Origin of the sequence: Methylobacillus glycogenes JCM 2850, from assembly GCF_000617925.1 — a bacterium.
Taxonomy (GTDB): Bacteria; Pseudomonadota; Gammaproteobacteria; order Burkholderiales; family Methylophilaceae; genus Methylobacillus; species Methylobacillus glycogenes.
In genome coordinates this window covers 57,158-77,360 of sequence record NZ_BAMT01000011.1, presented here as the reverse complement: position 1 = coordinate 77,360, position 20,203 = coordinate 57,158, and the positions used below count along the sequence as shown (strand labels likewise).

The following is a 20,203-nucleotide window of genomic DNA, read 5'->3' as shown; positions in this document are numbered from 1 at the left end:
GTTCACTCCTGGTGCATTTTTTACATCAGCTTACAAATTGCACCATGCTGGCACATCTGCCGCGCTAGAGCTTGGCGCTGGCAAATGCCCGCAGCACAGCCTGCAACCTCACTCCAGCCCATCATCTGCCCACCTTCTGCCATCAGGCGCAACACTATCACGCTCTTATAGTTCTCTTGATCTGCTGCACCTGCGATAATGCGATCTATGAATTCAGCCTCCCCCACCTCCCTGCTTGAAGGTTTAAACGACAAGCAACTAGAAGCCGTCACCCTGCCACATCAATCCGCCCTGATTCTGGCTGGTGCTGGCAGTGGCAAAACCCGTGTATTGACTACCCGCATTGCCTGGTTGATCCAGACCGGACAGGTATCGCCGCATGGCCTGCTGGCCGTGACCTTTACCAATAAGGCGGCCAAGGAAATGCTCACGCGGCTAACCGCCATGCTGCCCATCAATGTACGCGGCATGTGGGCGGGCACCTTCCACGGCTTGTGTAACCGCCTGTTGCGCGCGCATCACAGGGAAGCACAATTACCTGCCACCTTCCAGATTCTTGATACCGCAGACCAGCTTTCCTCCATCAAGCGCCTGATGAAGGTGATGAATGTGGATGACGAGAAGTTTCCACCCAAGCAGGTGATGGGCTATATCAATAGCTGCAAGGAAGAAGGCCTGCGCGCGCATGCGGTGGATGCCTATGATGCGCACTCGCAGCGCATGCGTGAGATTTTTGAAGAATATGACAAGCAGTGCTTGCGTGAAGGCGTGGTGGATTTTGCCGAGCTATTGCTGCGCTGCTACGAACTGCTGAGCCGCAACCAGCAGATACGCGAGCATTATCAAAACCGCTTCCGCTACATTCTGGTGGATGAGTTTCAGGATACCAACCGCCTGCAATATCTCTGGCTCAAGCTGCTGGCCGGGGGTGAAAACTGCATCTTTGCCGTGGGCGATGACGATCAGTCCATCTATGCCTTCCGTGGTGCGCGGGTAGGCAATATGCGCGATTTTGAACAGGATTTTGCCGTAGAAAACATCGTCAAGCTGGAGCAAAACTATCGCTCGCACAGCAATATTCTCGATGCCGCCAACGCCATCATCACGCACAACAGCAACCGCCTGGGCAAAAACCTCTGGACCTCGGCCGGAGAAGGCGAGCCCATACGTTTGTATGCCGCTTATAACGATATAGATGAATCCAATTTCATCGTTGATGAGATCAAAGCCTTACATGCCGAAGGCATGGATATGAGCCAGATCGCCATGCTGTACCGCTCTAACGCGCAATCACGCGTGCTGGAACATGCGCTGTTCTCGGCGGGGCTACCCTACCGCGTGTATGGCGGTTTGCGCTTCTTCGAGCGTGCCGAAATCAAGCACGCACTGGCTTATTTACGCCTCACCGCCAGTGGCGATGATGATACCGCGCTGCTGCGCGTGATCAACTTCCCCACCCGTGGCATAGGTGCGCGTTCACTGGAACAGTTGCAAGAACTGGCGCGGGCGCAGGATTGCAGCCTGTGGCAAGCGCGGTGAACAAGGTAGGCAATGGCAGGCCGGGGCGTGGCATAGAAGGCTTTGTCGCGCTGATCAAGCAAATGCAGGAACACGCCATAGGCCTGAGTTTGCCCGAGCAGGTTGAACTTGCCACCAATCTTTCTGGCTTGCGTGATTATTACGCCGCCGAGAAAGATGGCGAAGACCGTGTGGAAAACCTGGATGAACTGCTTAATGCTGCCGTGGCTTTTACCAATCAGGAAATCGGCATGCAGATCGATGAAAACGGCGAAGTCGCCCAATCATTGCTCGCGCAGTTCCTCACCCACGCCAGCCTGGAGGCAGGCGAGCACCAGGCAGATGCCGGGCGCGATGCCTTGCAGTTGATGACCGTGCACGCGGCCAAGGGCCTGGAATTCAAGACCGTGTTTATCAGCGGCCTGGAAGAAGGCTTGTTCCCACATGAGCAAAGCAGTTTTGAGAGCAACGGCCTGGAAGAAGAACGCCGCCTGATGTACGTAGCGGTGACGCGCGCGCGCCAGCGACTTTACATCAGCTATGCGCAAAGCCGCATGCTGCATGGTCAGGTGCGTTACGGCATTGCCTCGCGCTTCCTGGATGAAATCCCGGAAAACCTGATCAAACGCCTCAACAGCACCAACAACAAGAGCGCCGCGTACTCTTCAAGCCCGGTGGCCACGCCCACCGCCCGCCCACAGGCCAGCATGCCCTGGAAAATAGGTCAGGCCGTCAGCCACAGCAAGTTTGGTCAGGGGGTGGTGGTGAATTACGAAGCAATGCCGATGACTTGCGCGTGCAGGTCAATTTTGGCCGCGAAGGCCTGAAATGGCTGGCGCTGGAATACGCCAAACTGGAAACACTCTAAAACACACCCTCAGCTGGCGCTGAGGGTGATGCCATTATCAGGCTAGAGTTCTTCCTGCACTACCGCAGGCGGTACGCGGAAAATGTCACGATTGCTGATGTACTGGAAAGCAAACATCAGTGCGCTTGCCAGCAGCATGCAACTAAACACCAGCACCAACATCAGCAAGCCGCCCACCTGGCTAGAAAACGCCGAAACAATCGCCACCAGCACCCCACTCAGGGTCATGCTCAACATGATGATCAAGGTGACGCCCAACCAGGTCAGCAACAGCGGCAGCAGGTATTGAATCACGGCAGCCAGGCTGGATTTGATAGCGCGTATCACCGAGTACTGCTGGTAAGCCACCAGCATGGGTGAAAACCAGATCAGCAGCACCAGCGGCAAGAGCAACAGCATCAGCTTCAAAAACACCGGGCCAAACTGCGCCATCATTTCTTCGGCACTAGGCTCGGCCTTGGCAAACTCCTGCAAGCGCGTCGCATCATCGGCGGTCAGCAAATTGATCAAAAACACATAGAACACACAAATGGCACCCAGCGAGAGCAATTTGCGGAACGTGGGTTTGACTTCATTGAGCAAATCGCCCAAATCGGCATAAAGCCCTTGATCGGCATTGCGGTAAAAGCCCATGACAATGGCCAGGAAGGTGGGCAGCAGCAGGAAGGAAATAAACTTGATGCCCAGCAGGCCAGGAATCATGACAAAGAGAAATACATGCGCCAAGCCCAGCAGCATCCATTTGCCCGGTGCCTTGCGGAACAGCTGAAGAATTTCACGTAACCAGGTATTCACCTGCGCAAACAAGCCGGGTTTGCCTTGCATAGATTCACTCATGATTGGCCTACCCAATGGTGGTAAATAGCGGCACTGTGCTCAATGCTATTGCGCAGAATGCGCTCGAAATAGCGTGGGTCCTTGGCGTGTGTGAGTTCACCCGCCTGCGGGAAATGCAGATCATTAAGGCGTGAAAGCCAGAAGCGTGTGGCCGCAATGCGCAGCATGCCTGGCCAGGCAGTGTGCTCGGCCTCACTCAGCGGACGCACGGCATGGTAAGCGCTCAACAAGGCTTGTACTCTGGCGTAATCCAGCGTGCCATCTTCATTTACGCACCAGTCATTCACCGCAATCGCCACGTCATACAGCAGCACATCATTGCAGGCATAGTAAAAATCAATCAGCCCACCCAGCTTATCGCCATCCATGAGCACATTGTCGCGGAACAAATCAGCGTGAATCACGCCATGCGGCAACTGGCTGGCATCAAAGCTCTGTTCAAAGCTCAGCTGCGCCTGCAGCATGTCACGGTTGGCTTCATCCAGCAGCGGGCTTACCCTGGCGGCTGTGCTCTTGCGCCATTCGGCGCAGCGCAGATTACGCATATTGGCGGTGAAACTGGCTCCGGCAATATGCATGCGTGCCAGCACATCGCCAATTTCGGCGCAGTGCACGGGCTGGGGTTGCTCCAGCGACTTGCCCGCCAGGCAGCTCACCAGCGCCGCAGGTTTGCCATTGAGGCTGCCCAGAGCCTGACCATGAATATTCTTTACCGGATGCGGGCAAGCAATGCCGCGCTCCGCCAGATGCGTCATGAGGTCTAAAAAGTAAGGCAATTCCTCAGCGCTATGCTCCTCAAACAAGGTCAGCACATAGCGCCCGCTAGAGGTGGTGAGGAAGTAATTGGTATTGGTAATGCCCGATGCTATGCCCTGCAGATCCAGGAACTCGCCCAGGGCATAGTCCTTGAGCCATTGCTGCATTTGCTCAGGTGTAACGGTGGTGAATACGGACATAGGTAATTCAGTGCTGTGCTTGAATGTGGCAAGAGGCTGGCTAGCCCTCTTGTGCATTAGGTTGCTATAAATCAGAAGCGGAACAAAACCCACTTGGGGATGCTGATAGGTGCGCCCACACCCTCACTACGCGCCCATCCTGCGTTCTGATCGTCTTTGGTCAGATAGTAGGGCACCCCGGTGGCAGGCGTCACCTTCATCATATAAAGCTCTCCATTGATACGGTATTCCTCAATGGTATCGGCACCTTTTTTGGTGATGGTGACTTCAGGCTCGGGGTTTTCACCCTCCATACCTGCGGGTGGTGGTGGTGCCTCAGGCAAAGGCTCGAGATCCTTGGGGATGTCCGCAGCAAAGGCTATCAGCGGCAGCAGCAAGGCCAACATCGGTAAACTTCTGGAGATACGCATGATAACCTCTGGTTTTCTAGATTCTGGTAAGTCGTATGTCTCGTTCACACGAGACGCTGAAGGGATGATGCTTAAAAGGGATGATGCTTAATCAGACCTTATCACGCGCAATTCTACCAAATCACGCCCCCTGCCAAAAGGTGATTTGTTGCCATAAAGCAACACAAATCACCTTTTTGCTGCGCTTTATTTCACCCAGCTGTCGCGCTAGAGATAGAACTGCATGATCTGCTGCTCGGCAGGCGAAGGCTCGAAACCACGGGTTTCATAGTGCTTGAAGATAGCCTCGACCACCTCATGTGGCTTGTCTATGACTTGTATCAAATCCATATCCCAGGTGAAGCCATGCCCTGTGCAATCAGGGTATCGCGGAACCAGGCCAGCATGCCGCGCCAGAAAGGCTCGTGCACCAGAATAATGGGGATGCGTCGAGTCTTGGCGGTTTGAATCAGCGTCAGTGCTTCCATCAGCTCATCCAGCGTGCCAAAGCCACCCGGCATCACCACATAGGCCGAGGCGTATTTAACAAACATCACCTTGCGCATAAAGAAATGCTGGAAATTCTGGCTGATATCCTGAAACTCATTGCCCTTTTGCTCATGCGGCAATTCGATATTCAGCCCTATGCTGGGCGACTTGCCATGAAAAGCGCCCTTGTTGGCGGCTTCCATAATGCCGGGGCCGCCGCCGGAAATCACACTAAAACCTGCGTCCGAGAGCAGACGGGCAATTTCCTCAGTGAGTTTGTAATAGGGATGATCAGGCGGGGTGCGGGCACTACCGAAGATGGACACCGCAGGCGTGATTTCCTTCATGCGTTCGGTGGCTTCAACGAATTCTGCCATAATCTCGAAAGCCCGCCACGATTCACGCGCCGAGTATTTCTTGTTCGGTAATTCTGGATCCAGGATCTTGGGAAGTTTTTTTGCAGCTGACATAAGGTTCCACACTATCAAGATGAAAACATTGTTATTAGTAGACGGGTCGTCGTATCTCTACCGCGCCTTCCATGCACTGCCCGACCTCCGTAACAAGTCAGGTGAACCTACAGGCGCACTCTATGGCGTACTCAATATGCTACGCCGCCTGCACAAGGACTTCCCGGCCGATTATAGCGCCTGTGTGTTTGATGCAAAGGGAAAAACCTTTCGTGATGACATCTACGCAGAATACAAGGCCAACCGCCCGCCCATGCCGGACGACTTAGGGCAGCAGATTGCCCCGCTGCATGCGGCCATCAAGGCCATGGGCTGGCCCTTGCTGATGATAGAAGGTGTAGAAGCCGATGACGTCATCGGCTGCCTGGCCAAACAGGCCGAACAGCAAGGCATGCAAGTGGTAATCTCCACGGGCGATAAAGACATGGCGCAACTGGTTTCACCCCAGGTCAAGCTGATCAACACCATGAGCAATGAAGTGCTGGATGAGGCAGGCGTTGAAGCCAAGTTTGGCATTCCGCCCAACTTGATCATTGATTACTTGACCCTGATAGGCGACAGCGTAGACAACGTGCCCGGCGTGGAAAAAGTAGGCCCCAAGACTGCGGTCAAATGGCTGCTGCAACATGGCTCGCTGGACAACATCATGCAAAACGCAGCCAGCATCACAGGCGTAGTGGGTGAAAACCTGCGCCGCGCCCTGCCCTGGCTGCCTACTGGCCGTGAGCTGATCACCATACGCTGCAAGCTCGATCTACCACATGTCATCACCGATCTGGTCAGCCAGCCCGCTGATACAGCCACACTGGCCGCACTTTACGAACACAATGACTTCAAGACCTGGCGTCGTGAGCTGGATGCTGACGCTGGCGTAAGCCAGGCTGCAAGCCCAGTAAGCGCGCCCACTTCATCTGCTGGCAATGGCGACCTGTTTGCCGCCGCCGCGGTGACCGACAGGCAATTCGAGACCATCACCACCCAGGCAGCACTGGATAAATGGCTGTTGCTGCTCAAAGCTGCACCACTGATTTGCATAGACACCGAAACCACCAGCCTGGACCCACTACAGGCCAAGCTGGTTGGTATCTCCTTCTCGGTAGAGGCTGGCAAGGCCGCCTACCTGCCGCTCACGCATGACTACGCGGGCGCGCCCGAGCAGCTCAAGCTGGATGAAGTGCTGGCACAACTCAAGCCGCTGCTGGAAGATGCCAGCCTGCCCAAGCTGGGCCAGAACCTCAAATACGACAAGCATGTGTTTGCCAATCACGGCATAGCGCTGCAAGGCATACGCCACGACACCATGCTGCAATCCTATGTGCTGGAAAGCCACAGAGGCCATGGCATGGATGAGCTGGCCATGCGCCACCTCGGCGTCAAGACCATCACCTATGAAGAAGTAGCGGGCAAGGGTGCCAAGCAAGTTCCGTTCAGCCAGGTTGAAATCAGCACCGCCAGCGATTATGCGGCTGAAGATGCCGATATCACCCTGCAACTGCACCAGGGTCTGTACCCGCAACTAGAAGCCGATGACAAACTGCAACATGTGTATCGCCAGATAGAAATGCCCGTGCTGGATATTCTCTACACCATAGAGCGCAACGGTGTGCTGATAGACCCGCAGCTCATGCACGCGCAAAGCCATGAAATAGGGCAAAAACTCCTGACGCTAGAACAGCAAGCCTATGAAATCGCAGGCCAGCCTTTCAACCTCGGCTCTCCCAAGCAATTGCAGGAGATACTGTTTGGCAAGCTGGGCATCAAGCCTTTGAAAAAAACCCCTAGCGGCGCACCTTCCACCGATGAAGATGTGTTGCAGGAACTGGCGCTGGACTACCCGCTGCCCAAGGTGATTCTGGAATATCGCGGCCTGGCTAAGCTCAAATCGACCTATACCGACAAGCTGCCACGCATGATCAACACTAGCACTGGCCGCGTACACACCAGCTATAGCCAGGCCGTGGCCATCACTGGCCGCCTGGCCAGTTCAGAGCCTAATCTGCAAAACATTCCGGTGCGCACCGCCGAGGGTAGGCGCATACGCCAGGCTTTTATTGCCCCGGCTGGCAGCAAGATCATTTCGGCTGACTATTCGCAGATTGAGCTACGCATCATGGCGCACCTTTCTCAGGATGAAGGCCTACTGGATGCCTTTGCCAAGGGCGAGGATATTCACCGTGCCACCGCTGCCGAAATTTTTGGCGTGGAGCGCAGCGAGGTAAGCAGCGAGCAGCGCCGTTATGCCAAGGTCATCAACTTTGGCCTGATTTACGGCATGAGCGCATTTGGCCTGGCGCAAAACCTCAATATCGAGCGCAGCGCCGCGCAAAGTTATATAGAACGCTATTTTGCGCGCTACCCCGGCGTACGCGCCTATATGAACGACACGCGCGAACAAGCCAAAGACAAAGGCTATGTTGAAACCCTCTTTGGCCGCAGGCTATGGGTGCCGGAAATCAACAGCCCCAACGGCATGCGCCGCGCTGGCGCTGAGCGTGCGGCAATCAATGCGCCCATGCAAGGCACGGCGGCAGACCTGATTAAGCTGGCGATGATTGCGGTGGATAGTTGGCTGAGCAAAGAAAAGCTGCACAGCAAAATCATCATGCAGGTACACGATGAACTGGTGCTGGAAGTGCCTGAGAGCGAATTGGAACTGGTGCAAGCCCAACTACCATTGCTGATGCAGCAAGTAGCCAAGCTGGATGTGCCCTTGCTGGCGGAAGTGGGCGTAGGCCCGAACTGGGAAGAGGCGCACTAAGCCATGCTGGGGCTGAGTCCACAGAATGTCTCTGGACTAGCGCAGGCATGGCAGTCATGCCTGAAAACCGCACTAGCTCAAGGGCCAGCCTTAGCCCTAGGCAGAGCGCTGGCTATCCAGCTCCTTGAGAAAATACTCAATTTCCCATTCGCAACCGCCGCAGCCAGTCAGCGCTCCGGTCTGCTCGGCAATCTCCTGCATGCTCATGCCAGCGAGATACAACCTGCGTATCTGTCCACGCTTGGTGCCGCTGCAAAAGCACAGCGTTTCGTCGTCGGGATTATTGGTTACACTCATGCGATAAGTCTTAAGTCAGTGATAGACATTCTAGTGAGAAATATTAGTGACAAGTCGTATTTTACTCCCGCTTTTCATGCCTCGTCTGCACCCCACATTTTGGCAACAAGCCTAGCAGGACATCGCGCATGAGCACCCCACCACGCTTTGGCGCCATTATTATTGGTGACGAAATACTTTCAGGCAAACGCAGGATGGCCATCTGGCAAAGCTCATCAGCCTGCTGAGTGAGCGCGGCCTGGCCTTGGCCTGGGCAGAATATCTGGGTGATGACCGTGCACAAATTGCCGCCACATTGCGCCGTAGCATGCAAAGCCAGGACATCGTGTTTTGTTTTGGCGGCATAGGCGCCACCCCGGATGACCAGACGCGGCAGGCCGCCGCAGAAGCCGCAGGCCTCAACATCGCGCGCCATCCCGGCGCGGTGGCCGAGATAGAAGCCCGCTTTGGCGCTGAAGCCTACCCCAAGCGCGTGCTGATGGCAGACTTTCCTGAAAACGCCGCTCTAATCCCCAACCCAGTCAATCGCGTGCCAGGCTTTGCGCTGGGCAGTCATTACTTCATGCCTGGCTTTCCAGAAATGGCCTGGCCCATGAGTGCATGGATATTGGATACCTATTACTCCGCCCTGTTTCATCAGCATGCCCAGCATGAAGTTTCTATCTTGGTGTTTGATGCGGGCGAGAGCCAATTGCTGGATTTAATGCAGCACATCCTGACACAACATCCCAGCCTCAAGCTGTTCAGCCTGCCGCGTCTGGATACACGCCGTACCATAGAGCTAGGCGTCAAGGGCAATGCTGAGCAGGCCCAGGCTGCCATGGAATACCTGCAACAAGCTTTGGATAGCGCCGGATTCCCCTGGCAAGCGATATCCGCAGAAAAATAAACCCAGTATGAGCCTAGACTGCCGCCCCAGTTGCGGTGCATGTTGCATTGCGCCCTCCATCTCCAGCCCTATCCCCGGCATGCCTTTGGGCAAGCCCGCAGGCCAGCGCTGCGTGCAGCTGGATGCAGATAACCGCTGCCTGATTTTTGGTCAACCTACACGTCCTGCAGTCTGCGCCTCGCTGCAGCCTAGCCAGGATATGTGTGGCAGCAACAATCAGCACGCCTTGCTCTGGCTCACCCAGCTGGAACAAGCCACAGCGCCTTAGCACTTATTCAACACTCATTCAAAAATCATGAGCCCAGCCCAATAATGGGGCAGTGCAGTGGGCAACTTGGCGCTTAAGCGCCAAGTTAGTGCATGACACGCGCAAAGTCATGCTGGTATAGGCTAGCACTAGGAATAGTCTTTGCTTAAGATCACTTGTCTTTAATCCACACCTGAGATCATGCAAGCATTCCACCAGTTGTCCCTACGTAGCAAAGTCCTGCTGATCGTCACTTTACTGATCGTCGCTGGCTTCGGCCTCACCATTTCCCTGCTCACGTACAAAGCCTCCAAACTACAACAGGCTTCTGCCCTGGATTACACCCAGGCTTTGTCGCGTGAATATGCGTTTGAAGTGAAATCCGAGGTGGATTCAGCGTTTGATGCCGCCCGTACACTGGCGCAATCTTTAGAGGGCCTGCACGGCGCGGGTTATGCCAACCGCAAACTGGCCGATAGCATGTTGAAGCGTGTGCTGGAGGGCAATAGCAACCTGATTGGCGTGTGGACCATCTGGGAGCCTAACGCCTTTGATGGTAAAGACAGTGAATTCATCAACCAGCCCGGCACAGACGCCACTGGCCGCTACCTGCCCTATTGGAACAGGCCAGACGGCAAGGCCGAGGTCACCGCCCTCACCGATTACACCACCCCAGGCGCGGGCGATTACTATCTGCTGGCACGCAACAGCGGCAAGGAAACCCTGCTAGAGCCTTATGAATATGAGATAGGCGGCAAAAAAGTGCTGATCACCAGCATGGCCGTGCCTATCCGCAGAAATGGCGTGGTGGTGGGTGTGGCTGGCGTGGATATTTTGTTATCGGAATTCCAGCAGCGCATCGCCAAAATCAAGCCTTATGAAACCGGGTTTGCCAGCCTGCTCTCCAACCAGGGTTTATATGTGGGTGACCGCGATGCGCAGAATGTTGGCAAGCCGCTGGTGCAGCAGGCGCAAGACAAAAACTGGCAGCAGGTGAAACAAGCCGTGCTCGAAGGCAAGCCCTATGAAGATGAAAGCCATGACCCAGTGCTGAATACCAAGGTGTTGCGCATCTTCCAGCCCATACAACTGGGTTTGAGCACCACCCCCTGGTCCTTGGCCATCGTCGTACCCAAGGACAATATCCTTGCTGGCGTCACCCAGCTACGCAACACCGCCATTATCATCGGCATTTTGAGTGTGGTGCTGGTGTCGTTGGCCCTGGGCATGCTGATAGACCGCATGGTGATACGCCCCATAGGCGGTGAGCCTGCCGATGCCGCCGTGCTGGCGCAGCAGATTGCCGATGGCAACCTTAGCACCCGCGTAGACCTCAAGCCCGGTGATAACAACAGCATGCTCTATGCCATGAAGCTGATGCAGGACAAGCTGCATGGCATTGTCGCCAATATCCGCGCCAGCAGTGAATATGTTTCAACGGCTTCTTCCGAGATTGCGCTAGGCAATAGTGACCTCTCCAGCCGCACCGAAAACCAGGCCGCCTCGCTGGAAGAAACCGCCGCCAGCGTGGAAGAGCTCACCTCCACCGTGAGCCAGAACACCGAAAGCGCGCGCAACGCTAATCAACTGGCGGCGCAGGCTTCCAGCGCTGCTGAGCAGGCCAGCAGCACGGTCACGGCCGCCGTGGGCACCATGCAGCAGATCACCGAAGAATCACGCAAGATGTCCGAAATTACCGCCGTGATCGAAGGCATTGCCTTCCAAACCAATATTCTGGCGCTAAATGCTGCTGTGGAAGCAGCACGGGCTGGTGAGCAAGGCCGTGGTTTTGCCGTGGTCGCACAAGAGGTACGCAGCCTGGCCCAGCGCAGCGCCAGTGCCGCCAAGGAGATCAAGCACTTGATTGATGAATCCGTGAGCAAGATAGGCCAGGGTTCACGCCAGGTGACAGGGGCAGGCACGGCCATGGTAGAAGTTGTGGAGGCAGTGCAACGGGTTTCTACCATCATGCGCGAGATTGCGCATGCGTCTGAGGAGCAAAGCACAGGCATACAGCAGATCAATATCGCCATTACCTCCATGGATGAGGTGACGCAGCAAAACGCCGCTCTGGTAGAAGAAGCCATGGCTGCGGCGCACTCGCTGGATGAGCAGGCGCAGCAATTGATCAAGGCGGTGTCGGTGTTCAGGTTGAATTAAGCCAGCAGCAGGCGGCAGCATAGGGTGAATGCCTTGCTCAAGCTCAGGCTTAAACTCTAGCTCGCTCGCCTGCTCAAGCGCTTAGCCACACAGATAGGCTTACTCAACAAAGGCATGTCACAAGCACAATCCAGGCATAAGCTTAAGACTACAACTTAAAGTAAAACATCGTGTTACCAAGGCAGCAGCAGCCTAGCACCGCCGCAAATCGCCGCAATATGTGCTTTGTTCTGCCATGGTTTGCATATAAAATGGGCAGCTTTTCCACGCCAACAATACGGTTATAGTCAGGTGCAAATCGGTTCCTACAAGCTGAAGAACAATCTGGTCGTCGCTCCCATGGCGGGTGTGACCGACAGGCCTTTCCGCGTGCTCTGCAAGAAAATGGGCGCAGGTCTGGCTGTCAGCGAGATGGTGACCTCCAACTCCCTGCTCTATGGCAGCGCCAAAACCCTGCGCCGCGCCAACCATGAAGGCGAAGTAGACCCGATCTCGGTGCAAATCGCAGGTGCCGACCCCAAGATGATGGCCGAAGCCGCCAAGCACAATGTGGATAACGGCGCGCAGATCATCGATATCAACATGGGCTGTCCTGCCAAGAAAATCTGTAACGTCATGGCAGGCTCTGCCCTGCTCAAGGACGAGCCGCTGGTTGCGCAAATCCTCAAGGCAGTGGTGGCTGCTGTGGATGTGCCAGTGACCCTGAAGATACGCACAGGCTGGGACAAGAACAACCGCAACGCCATCGCCGTAGCCAAAATGGCTGAAGACATAGGCGTGCAAGCGCTGGCCATGCATGGCCGCACCCGCGCCTGTTTGTATATGGGCGATGCCGAGTACGACACCATTGCCGCGGTTAAACAGGCGATCAATATCCCCCTGATTGCCAATGGCGATATCACCACGCCAGAAAAAGCCAAATTTGTGCTGGATTACACCAAGGCCGATGCGGTGATGATAGGTCGCGCCGCCCAGGGCCGCCCCTGGATTTTCCGTGAAACCGAACACTTCCTCGCCACTGGCGAGCACTTGCCCGCCCCCGAGGTAGATGAAATTCATCAGGTCATGCTGGAGCATATCCACGACCTCTATGACTTCTATGGCGAGCTGACTGGCATGCGCGTCGCGCGCAAGCATATCTCCTGGTATACCAAGGGCCTGGTGGGTTCTGCCAATTTCAGGCACCACATGAACCAGTTACAGACTGTGGAAGAACAACTACAGTCCATCAACGATTTCTTTGGCGAACTCAAGCAACGCGATCTGCGCCTGCAGTACGCGCCAGAAGATGCCGCCGCCACTGATGGCGAGGCACTGGCGGCATAATGAGTAGTCAGGATCTTGCCAGCTGCGTACGCAGCGCCCTAGATGAATATTTCAAGGATCTGGATGGGCAACCGCCCCATGCAGTCTATGACATGGTGCTGCAATGCATGGAAAAACCCCTGCTTGAGTATGTACTCAATCGCGCCGGGGGCAACCAGAGCAAGGCCGCAGAAATTCTGGGGTTGAACCGCAATACCCTGCGCAAGAAACTCCAGCAGCACAATCTTCAATAACCTCTTGTCCTTAAGTTCTCTCACCTATGGCTGTCATCAAACGAGCTCTTATCAGCGTTTCCGATAAAAACGGAATTCTTGAACTGGCCCAGGCCCTGCTTGGCTTTGGCGTCGAAATTCTCTCCACTGGCGGCACGGCTAAACTGTTCCGCGACAACAACATCCCCGTGATTGAAGTCAGTGACTACACTGGTTTCCCGGAAATGCTGGATGGCCGCGTCAAGACTTTGCACCCCAAGGTGCACGGTGGTTTGCTCGGTCGTCGTGAACTGCCAGAGCATGTCGCTGCCATGCAAGCCGCAGATATCCCGAATATCGATCTGCTGGTCGTTAACCTGTATCCGTTTGAAGCCACAGTGGCGCGCCCTGACGCCACTCTGGAAGATGCCATTGAGAACATCGACATTGGTGGCCCAGCCATGGTGCGCTCCGCCGCCAAGAACTGGCGCGATGTCGCCGTGCTGACCGATGCCAGCCAATATGCAGAAGTGCTGGCTGAAATGCAGCGCACTGGCGGTGCTACCAGCCAAGCTACACGTTTCAACCTGTCTGTCGCCGCGTTCAACCGCATCAGCAACTATGATGGCGCGATCAGCGATTACCTGTCCTCCTTCAATGCCGATGGCACACGCAACCCCTTCCCCGGTCAGGCCAATGGCAGGCTGGTGAAGGTGCAAGACCTGCGCTACGGCGAAAATCCGCACCAGCAGGCTGCCTTCTACCGCGATTTGTATCCGGCCCCAGGCTCCCTGGTGACTGCCCAGCAGTTGCAGGGCAAGGAACTGTCTTATAACAACATCGCCGATGCCGATGCGGCCTGGGAGTGCGTCAAGAGCTTTGACACCACCGCCTGCGTTATCGTCAAGCATGCCAACCCCTGCGGCGTGGCCACAGGTGCTAACCCGCTGGAAGCCTATGACAAAGCCTTCAAGACTGACACGACCTCGGCCTTTGGCGGCATCATCGCCTTCAACCAGACGCTAGACCTTGCCGCGGCTGAAGCGGTTTCCAAGCAGTTTGTTGAAGTGCTGATAGCACCTGATTACACCGAAGAAGCGCTGGCCGTATTCAAGGCCAAGGCCAATGTACGCGTGCTGAAAATTGCCCTGCCTACAGGTGGCGACAGCGCCTGGAGCCATGGCCGCAACTCCCACGACACCAAGCGCGTGGGTTCCGGCTTGCTGATCCAGACCGCGGATAACCACGAAATCAGCCTGGACGACATCAAGGTAGTGACCAAGAAGCAGCCTACACCTGAGCAATTGCAAGACCTGCTGTTTGCCTGGCGTGTGGCCAAGTACGTTAAGTCCAACGCCATTGTCTTCTGCGGCAATGGCACCACCCTGGGCGTGGGCGCGGGCCAGATGAGCCGCGTGGATAGCACCAAGATTGCCGCCATCAAGGCACAAAATGCAGGCTTGTCTCTGCAAGGTTCTGCCGTGGCCTCTGATGCCTTCTTCCCGTTCCGTGATGGTGTGGATGTACTGGCTGAGGCTGGTGCCAGCTGCGTTATTCAGCCGGGTGGTAGCATCCGTGATGATGAAGTGATTGCGGCGGCAGATGAGCATGGCCTGGTGATGATTTTCACTGGCGTGCGTCATTTCCGTCATTAAGCTCAAGGCCCGTGCAAGTGCATGGGCCTTTTAGCGTGATACTACAATTTGAAGTACCAAGGTCTGGAAATTATCCAGACCAGCGAAATACCCAGGGTAAGAAATACAAAAGGATTAATGATGAAAGTTCTAGTCATCGGTGGCGGCGGGCGTGAGCACGCACTTGCATGGAAACTGGCTCAAAGTGAGCGTATCAGCCGTGTTTATGTAGCTCCTGGCAATGCAGGGACAGCGCTGGACCCGGACATGGTTAACGTGCCCATCACCAAGGTGCAGGAACTGGTTGAGTTTGCCGAAAAAGAGCACATCGGCCTTACCATCGTTGGCCCTGAAGCACCGCTTTCGCAAGGCGTGGTAGATGCCTTCCGCGCCGCCAAGCTGAAAATCTTTGGCCCCACTCAGGCGGCAGCACAACTGGAAAGCTCCAAGGACTTTGCCAAGGCTTTCATGGTGCGCCACAACATCCCTACCGCCGCCTACGCAACCTTTACCGATGCCGTTGCTGCGCATGACTACGTCAAGCAGCAAGGTGCGCCTATCGTCATCAAGGCCGATGGCCTGGCCGCTGGCAAGGGCGTTGTTGTCGCCATGACTGAGACTGAAGCGCATGAGGCAATTGATGCCATGCTGGCCGACAACAAGCTGGGCGCAGCAGGTGCGCGCGTGGTGATTGAAGAGTTTCTCACTGGCGAAGAAGCCAGCTTTATTGTCATGGTCGATGGCAAGAATATCCTGGCCCTGGCAACTAGCCAGGATCACAAGCGCCTGCTGGATGGCGACCAAGGCCCCAATACTGGCGGCATGGGTGCGTATTCCCCAGCCCCGGTGGTGACGCCAGACATACACGCGAAGGTCATGCGCGAGATCATTACCCCCACCGTGGAAGGCATGGCCAAGGATGGCATTCCTTACACTGGCTTCCTTTACGCGGGCCTGATGATCAGCCAGATGGCAACGTCAAGACGCTGGAATTCAATTGCCGCATGGGTGATCCGGAAACCCAGCCCATTATGCTGCGCCTCAAGAGTGATTTGGTCACCCTGGCCGAGCATGCGGTCAATGGCACACTCAATGAAGCACAGGCAGACTGGGACTGGCGCAGTGCGCTGGGCGTGGTGTTGGCCTCGGCCAACTACCCTGACACCCCACGCCTGGGTGATGAAATCACAGGTTTACCGAAAGATCTGGAAGACGCGCATGTGTTCCATGCGGGCACCACCATGAAAGATGGCAAGGTAGTCACCAGCGGTGGCCGCGTACTCTGCGTTGCCGCGCTAGGCGAAACCGTGAAGTATGCGCAATTACAGGCATACAAAATTGCCGATGCCATCCAGTTTGACGGCCTACAGCTGCGCCGTGACATCGGCTACCGCGCCGTAAAGTCCTAGGTCAGGAACCCAAACTTATGCAGGCACGCGCACTACAGCATTATTTGCGTAGCGGTGGTGTCATTGCTTACCCCACCGAGTCCTGCTTTGGCCTGGGTTGCGACCCTAAAAACCGCCTGGCGGTGCAGCGCCTGCTGCGCATCAAGGGCAGGCCGCAGCGCAAAGGCCTGATCATCATCGCCAGCCGCTTCAAGCAGCTTAAATCCCTGATTGCCCCACCCACTGCCAGCCAGCAGCAACAAATGTTTGCGCGCTGGCCAGGGCCGCATACCTGGCTGGTGCCTACCGCCCAGCATTGCCCGGCCTGGCTCAAGGCAGGCACACCACACTGGCGGTGCGCGTCACCGCCCACCCCTTTGCCGCTGCCTTGTGTCACAACAGCGGCATGGCGCTGGTCTCCACCAGTGCAAACCATAATGGCCGGGTTCCGGCCAAAACCACACGCGACTGCTATCGTCTGTTTGGCTCTCAAGTCAGAGTGCTGCCGGGCAGAACTGGCGGTGCGCGTAAACCTTCGACCATACAGGATCTCCTCACGGGCAGAATTGTGCGTCCGTGAACCAGAGTCCGGTGCCAACTGGAGAGCTTCATGAACACCACCGCAATTTTCGACTACCTTCAAGGCCTGCAGGGCCGCATTGTTGAGGCCATAGAGCTGGTCGATGGCAAACGCTTCCTGCACGATAGCTGGCAGCGAGCGGAAGGCGGTGGAGGCACTTCCTGCCTATTGGAAGACGGCAATGTATTTGAGCGTGCTGGCATAGGCTTCTCCCATGTGCTGGGCAACAAACTCCCTCCCTCTGCCAGCGTGGCACATCCCGAGGCAGCAGGCCGTAGCTGGCAGGCCATGGGCGTTTCCCTGGTGTTTCACCCACGCAACCCCTATGTGCCTACCGTGCATATGAACGTGCGCTTCTTTGTGGCAGAAAAACCTGGTGAAGCGCCTATCTGGTGGTTTGGCGGCGGCATGGACCTCACGCCCTACTATGGTTTTGAAGAAGATGCTGTGCACTTCCACCGCAGCTGCCGTGATGCCCTGCAACCATTTGGTGACCAGTACTATCCGCAGTTCAAGCAGGAATGCGACGATTACTTCTACCTCAAGCACCGCAAAGAAGCCCGCGGCATAGGCGGCATCTTCTTTGACGACTTCAGCGAGCTGGGGCTGGAGCAAAGCTTTGCGCTGCAACGCAGCGTGGGTGATGCCTTTATCCAGGCCTACCTGCCCATAGTCCAACGCCGCAAAGACACCCCCTATGGCGAGCGTGAGCGTGATTTCCAGGCCTATAGACGTGGCCGCTATGTCGAGTTCAACCTGATCTACGACAGAGGCACCATCTTCGGCCTGCAATCCAATGGCCGTACCGAATCGATACTGCTTTCCATGCCGCCCATCGTCAAATGGCGCTACGACTGGCACCCAGAGCCAGGCTCACAGGAAGCCAAGCTATATACCGACTTCATCACCGGGCGTGACTGGCTCAAGCTGCAACCTACGGCTTAAACCCCCATCCCGGCACGCATGGCGCAGTGCCGGGCATAATTCGTGCATACTAAAAATACAATTCAGGGAGCCCACATGTTTGCACAGTTATTCCGTACCAAAGCCGTAGAGCACCATAAAGACAGCGGACTCAAGCGCTGTCTGAGTGCATTTGACCTCGCACTGCTAGGCATAGGCTGCGCCATAGGCACGGGCATCTTCGTCCTCACTGGCATCGCCGCCGCCACCTATTCCGGCCCTGCCGTTGTCATCTCCTTTGTGCTGGCTGGCCTGGCCGCTGGCTTTGCAGGCTTTGCCTATGCCGAGCTGGCCGCCTCAGTGGGCGGCTCGGGCAGCGCCTATGGCTACACCTATGTGGCATTTGGCGAATTCTTTGCCTGGGTCATCGCCTGGATTTTGTTGCTGGAGTATGGCGTAGGCGCCGCCGCCGTTGCCAACGGCTGGTCAGGCTACTTTATCAACACCCTGGCCAACTTCCATATCACCATCCCCGAAATATGGACCAAAGCCCCCAGCCAGGGCGGCATCATCAACCTCCCCGCCTTTGGCATTATCTGGCTACTGACACTGGTACTCATCAGCGGCGTCAAACAAAGCTCCACCGTCAACAACCTCATGGTCGCCATCAAACTAGGCACCATCGCCATCTTCCTCGCCATCGCCATCGGCCATATCAACACCGACAACTGGCAACCCTTCACCCCCTTCGGCTGGTTCAGCGCCCACTCTGATGGCAGCAACACCGGCATACTCGCTGGCGCATCTCTGGTGTTCTTTGCCTACTTCGGCTTCGACGCCGTCTCCACCGCCGCCGATGAAGCCCGCAACCCGCAGCGCGACCTGCCCATAGGCCTGATCGTGGCGCTCAGCTTCTGCACCCTCATCTACATCCTGGTCTCCGGCGTACTCACAGGCGTGGTGCACTACACCGACCTCAACGTCTCTTCCCCAGTTGCCTATGCCCTGAGCCGCCTGGGCTATTCCTGGTCATCCACCCTGGTGGCCACAGGCGTGATAGCAGGTTTACTCACCGTATTGCTGGTATTGCTATACGGCCTCACCCGCATCCTCTACGCCATGAGCCGCGATGGTTTAATCCCCGCCTTCTTCTCCAAGGTCAACCCAGAACGCCAAACCCCTACCCGCTTGATCCTGCTCTGCGGCAGCGTCATCTCAGTAGTCGCTGGCTTCTTCCCACTCGGCACCCTGGCTGAAACCGTCAACATAGGCACCTTGGCCAGCTTTGTCATGGTGTGCTTTGGTGTGATGGTGCTGCGCATACGCCAGCCAAACTTGCCACGTCCGTTCAAGAATCCCTGGAACCCGCTGATTCCGGTGTTGGGCATACTCTCCTGCGGCGCGTTGATGGCGTTTCTGCCAGCAGAGACCTGGCATCGATTTTTGATTTGGGTAGGGATAGGGGTGGTGGTGTATTTTGCTTACTCCATGCATCACAGCAAATTGAAATCGGCCTAACTACTTTCATTGCTTGGCCGCTGTATTTGCTTTCGCGGGAGGTGTGGTTGTCTTGACCCCTGCCCCCGCTGACGAGAGATCTTGTTTCGCCTTGCCGGGCGATGCAGACAAAAGTAATCGAGCTTATTTACCAGTGTGGCAACTTGATCCGGAGTCTTTGACTTTCCCTCCCGTATAGACCCGCCGAGTAGCGCAGGGTTTATCGGATCAGGGCGCGCGACTGTCTGAGCGCAGCGAGTTTGAGCGTGACCCCGATAAAGCCGAGCAACGCAGGTTACCCGGCTGTAAGCCGGGGCGGGGATATCCGGGTCGCCTTTTCTCTGGTTACTCTCTTTTGGCGAAGCAAAAGAGAGTGACTCGCCATCCAGGCGAAACGCAGTCTCTCGCAATAGCAACCGTAGCGGGAGCCCCAACCTCTCCTTCTCACCCCACCAAAAACACCAAACCCCGCATCAGCGGGGCCTGGGTGTTTGAAGTTCCTGGTTGGAAATTCCTGGGTTGAAGTTTCTGGGTTGAAGTGTCTCTTCTCTGGCGGCATGCGCAGTGCCTGCCGCCCCCACCAGGCTCGCCATCACCACCGGCAGGCCCGTGCTCTGCACCAGGCTGCTTTGCAACACCCCCACTTGCAGCAAAGCCGCCAGTAATTTGGAGATGTTGATGCGGATGTAGCGCAGGCGTGGGTAAAACTTGCGGGCGATGTTAAGGCGTTTCATGTGAGGCTCCCAGTTGTTTGGCTTATGTGCCAAAGCGAATTTCAATAGCTTGTTCAGTGGTGATACATAAAC

At 56.1% G+C, this 20,203-nt stretch carries 14 protein-coding genes and 4 pseudogenes; 12 read left to right on the top strand and 6 right to left on the bottom strand.

Annotated features, from left to right (window positions below; all coding sequences use genetic code 11):
- Positions 1–207: 207 nt before the first annotated feature.
- Positions 208–2,386, top strand: a pseudogene (gene uvrD / locus JCM2850_RS19350) (DNA helicase II).
- Between the two features lie 42 nt (positions 2,387–2,428).
- On the opposite strand, the gene JCM2850_RS13250 reads toward uvrD, so the two are convergent.
- The 4 genes and pseudogenes from JCM2850_RS13250 to JCM2850_RS19345 all read right to left on the bottom strand — a co-directional run bounded on the left by JCM2850_RS13250 (position 2,429) and on the right by JCM2850_RS19345 (position 5,527).
- Complete coding sequence (locus JCM2850_RS13250) at positions 2,429–3,223, bottom strand: BPSS1780 family membrane protein (RefSeq protein ID WP_148301270.1); 795 nt, start codon at positions 3,221–3,223, stop codon at positions 2,429–2,431.
- Complete coding sequence (gene thrB, locus JCM2850_RS13245) at positions 3,220–4,179, bottom strand: homoserine kinase (RefSeq protein ID WP_025872447.1); 960 nt, start codon at positions 4,177–4,179, stop codon at positions 3,220–3,222. The genes JCM2850_RS13250 and thrB overlap by 4 nt, the downstream gene beginning before the upstream one ends.
- Before the next feature lie 71 nt (positions 4,180–4,250).
- The gene (locus JCM2850_RS13240) at positions 4,251–4,589 is read right to left on the bottom strand and encodes a DUF2782 domain-containing protein (RefSeq protein ID WP_036266246.1); all 339 of its coding nucleotides are present in this window, start codon (positions 4,587–4,589) and stop codon (positions 4,251–4,253) included.
- Between the two features lie 207 nt (positions 4,590–4,796).
- Positions 4,797–5,527, bottom strand: a pseudogene (locus JCM2850_RS19345) (LOG family protein).
- A 19-nt stretch (positions 5,528–5,546) separates the two neighbouring features.
- Between JCM2850_RS19345 and polA the strand changes: the two are divergent.
- A complete protein-coding gene (gene polA, locus JCM2850_RS19340) occupies positions 5,547–8,285 on the top strand; it encodes a DNA polymerase I (protein WP_036266243.1) in 2,739 nt (912 codons plus the stop codon).
- 96 nt (positions 8,286–8,381) lie between these two features.
- Here polA and JCM2850_RS13225 read toward each other — a convergent pair whose 3' ends face one another.
- Positions 8,382–8,582 (bottom strand): (2Fe-2S)-binding protein, encoded by a 201-nt coding sequence (locus tag JCM2850_RS13225; RefSeq protein ID WP_025872441.1) that lies wholly within the window; start codon positions 8,580–8,582, stop codon positions 8,382–8,384.
- 128 nt (positions 8,583–8,710) lie between these two features.
- Between JCM2850_RS13225 and JCM2850_RS19335 the strand changes: the two are divergent.
- The 10 genes and pseudogenes from JCM2850_RS19335 to JCM2850_RS13175 all read left to right on the top strand — a co-directional run bounded on the left by JCM2850_RS19335 (position 8,711) and on the right by JCM2850_RS13175 (position 19,418).
- Positions 8,711–9,471: pseudogene (locus JCM2850_RS19335) on the top strand (competence/damage-inducible protein A).
- Positions 9,472–9,478: 7 nt separating this feature from the next.
- Positions 9,479–9,739 (top strand): YkgJ family cysteine cluster protein, encoded by a 261-nt coding sequence (locus tag JCM2850_RS19330; protein ID WP_036266241.1) that lies wholly within the window; start codon positions 9,479–9,481, stop codon positions 9,737–9,739.
- Positions 9,740–9,919: 180 nt separating this feature from the next.
- Entirely contained in the window at positions 9,920–11,878 is a 1,959-nt protein-coding gene (locus tag JCM2850_RS23640; protein WP_036266239.1) for a methyl-accepting chemotaxis protein, read from the top strand.
- 291 nt (positions 11,879–12,169) lie between these two features.
- Entirely contained in the window at positions 12,170–13,204 is a 1,035-nt protein-coding gene (dusB, locus tag JCM2850_RS13205) for a tRNA dihydrouridine synthase DusB (protein ID WP_025872437.1), read from the top strand.
- A complete protein-coding gene (locus JCM2850_RS13200; RefSeq protein ID WP_025872435.1) occupies positions 13,204–13,437 on the top strand; it encodes a Fis family transcriptional regulator in 234 nt (77 codons plus the stop codon). Before dusB ends, JCM2850_RS13200 begins: the two co-directional genes overlap by 1 nt.
- A 26-nt stretch (positions 13,438–13,463) precedes the next feature.
- On the top strand, positions 13,464–15,050 hold the full coding sequence (purH, locus tag JCM2850_RS13195) for a bifunctional phosphoribosylaminoimidazolecarboxamide formyltransferase/IMP cyclohydrolase (protein WP_025872433.1): 1,587 nt from the start codon (positions 13,464–13,466) through the stop codon (positions 15,048–15,050).
- A gap of 120 nt (positions 15,051–15,170) precedes the next feature.
- A pseudogene (gene purD / locus JCM2850_RS19320) lies at positions 15,171–16,438 on the top strand (phosphoribosylamine--glycine ligase).
- Positions 16,439–16,455: 17 nt separating this feature from the next.
- Entirely contained in the window at positions 16,456–17,031 is a 576-nt protein-coding gene (locus JCM2850_RS19315; RefSeq protein ID WP_439645872.1) for an L-threonylcarbamoyladenylate synthase, read from the top strand.
- Positions 17,028–17,942: an oxygen-dependent coproporphyrinogen oxidase gene (hemF, locus tag JCM2850_RS13180; RefSeq protein ID WP_025872431.1), complete on the top strand. Its 915-nt coding sequence runs from the start codon at positions 17,028–17,030 to the stop codon at positions 17,940–17,942. Before JCM2850_RS19315 ends, hemF begins: the two co-directional genes overlap by 4 nt.
- A gap of 75 nt (positions 17,943–18,017) precedes the next feature.
- On the top strand, positions 18,018–19,418 hold the full coding sequence (locus JCM2850_RS13175) for an APC family permease (RefSeq protein ID WP_025872430.1): 1,401 nt from the start codon (positions 18,018–18,020) through the stop codon (positions 19,416–19,418).
- 452 nt (positions 19,419–19,870) lie between these two features.
- Here the strand turns inward: JCM2850_RS13175 and JCM2850_RS13170 are convergent, their stop codons facing one another.
- Positions 19,871–20,131, bottom strand: a complete 261-nt coding sequence (locus JCM2850_RS13170) for a hypothetical protein (protein WP_025872428.1) — start codon at positions 20,129–20,131, stop codon at positions 19,871–19,873.
- Positions 20,132–20,203 lie beyond the last annotated feature (72 nt).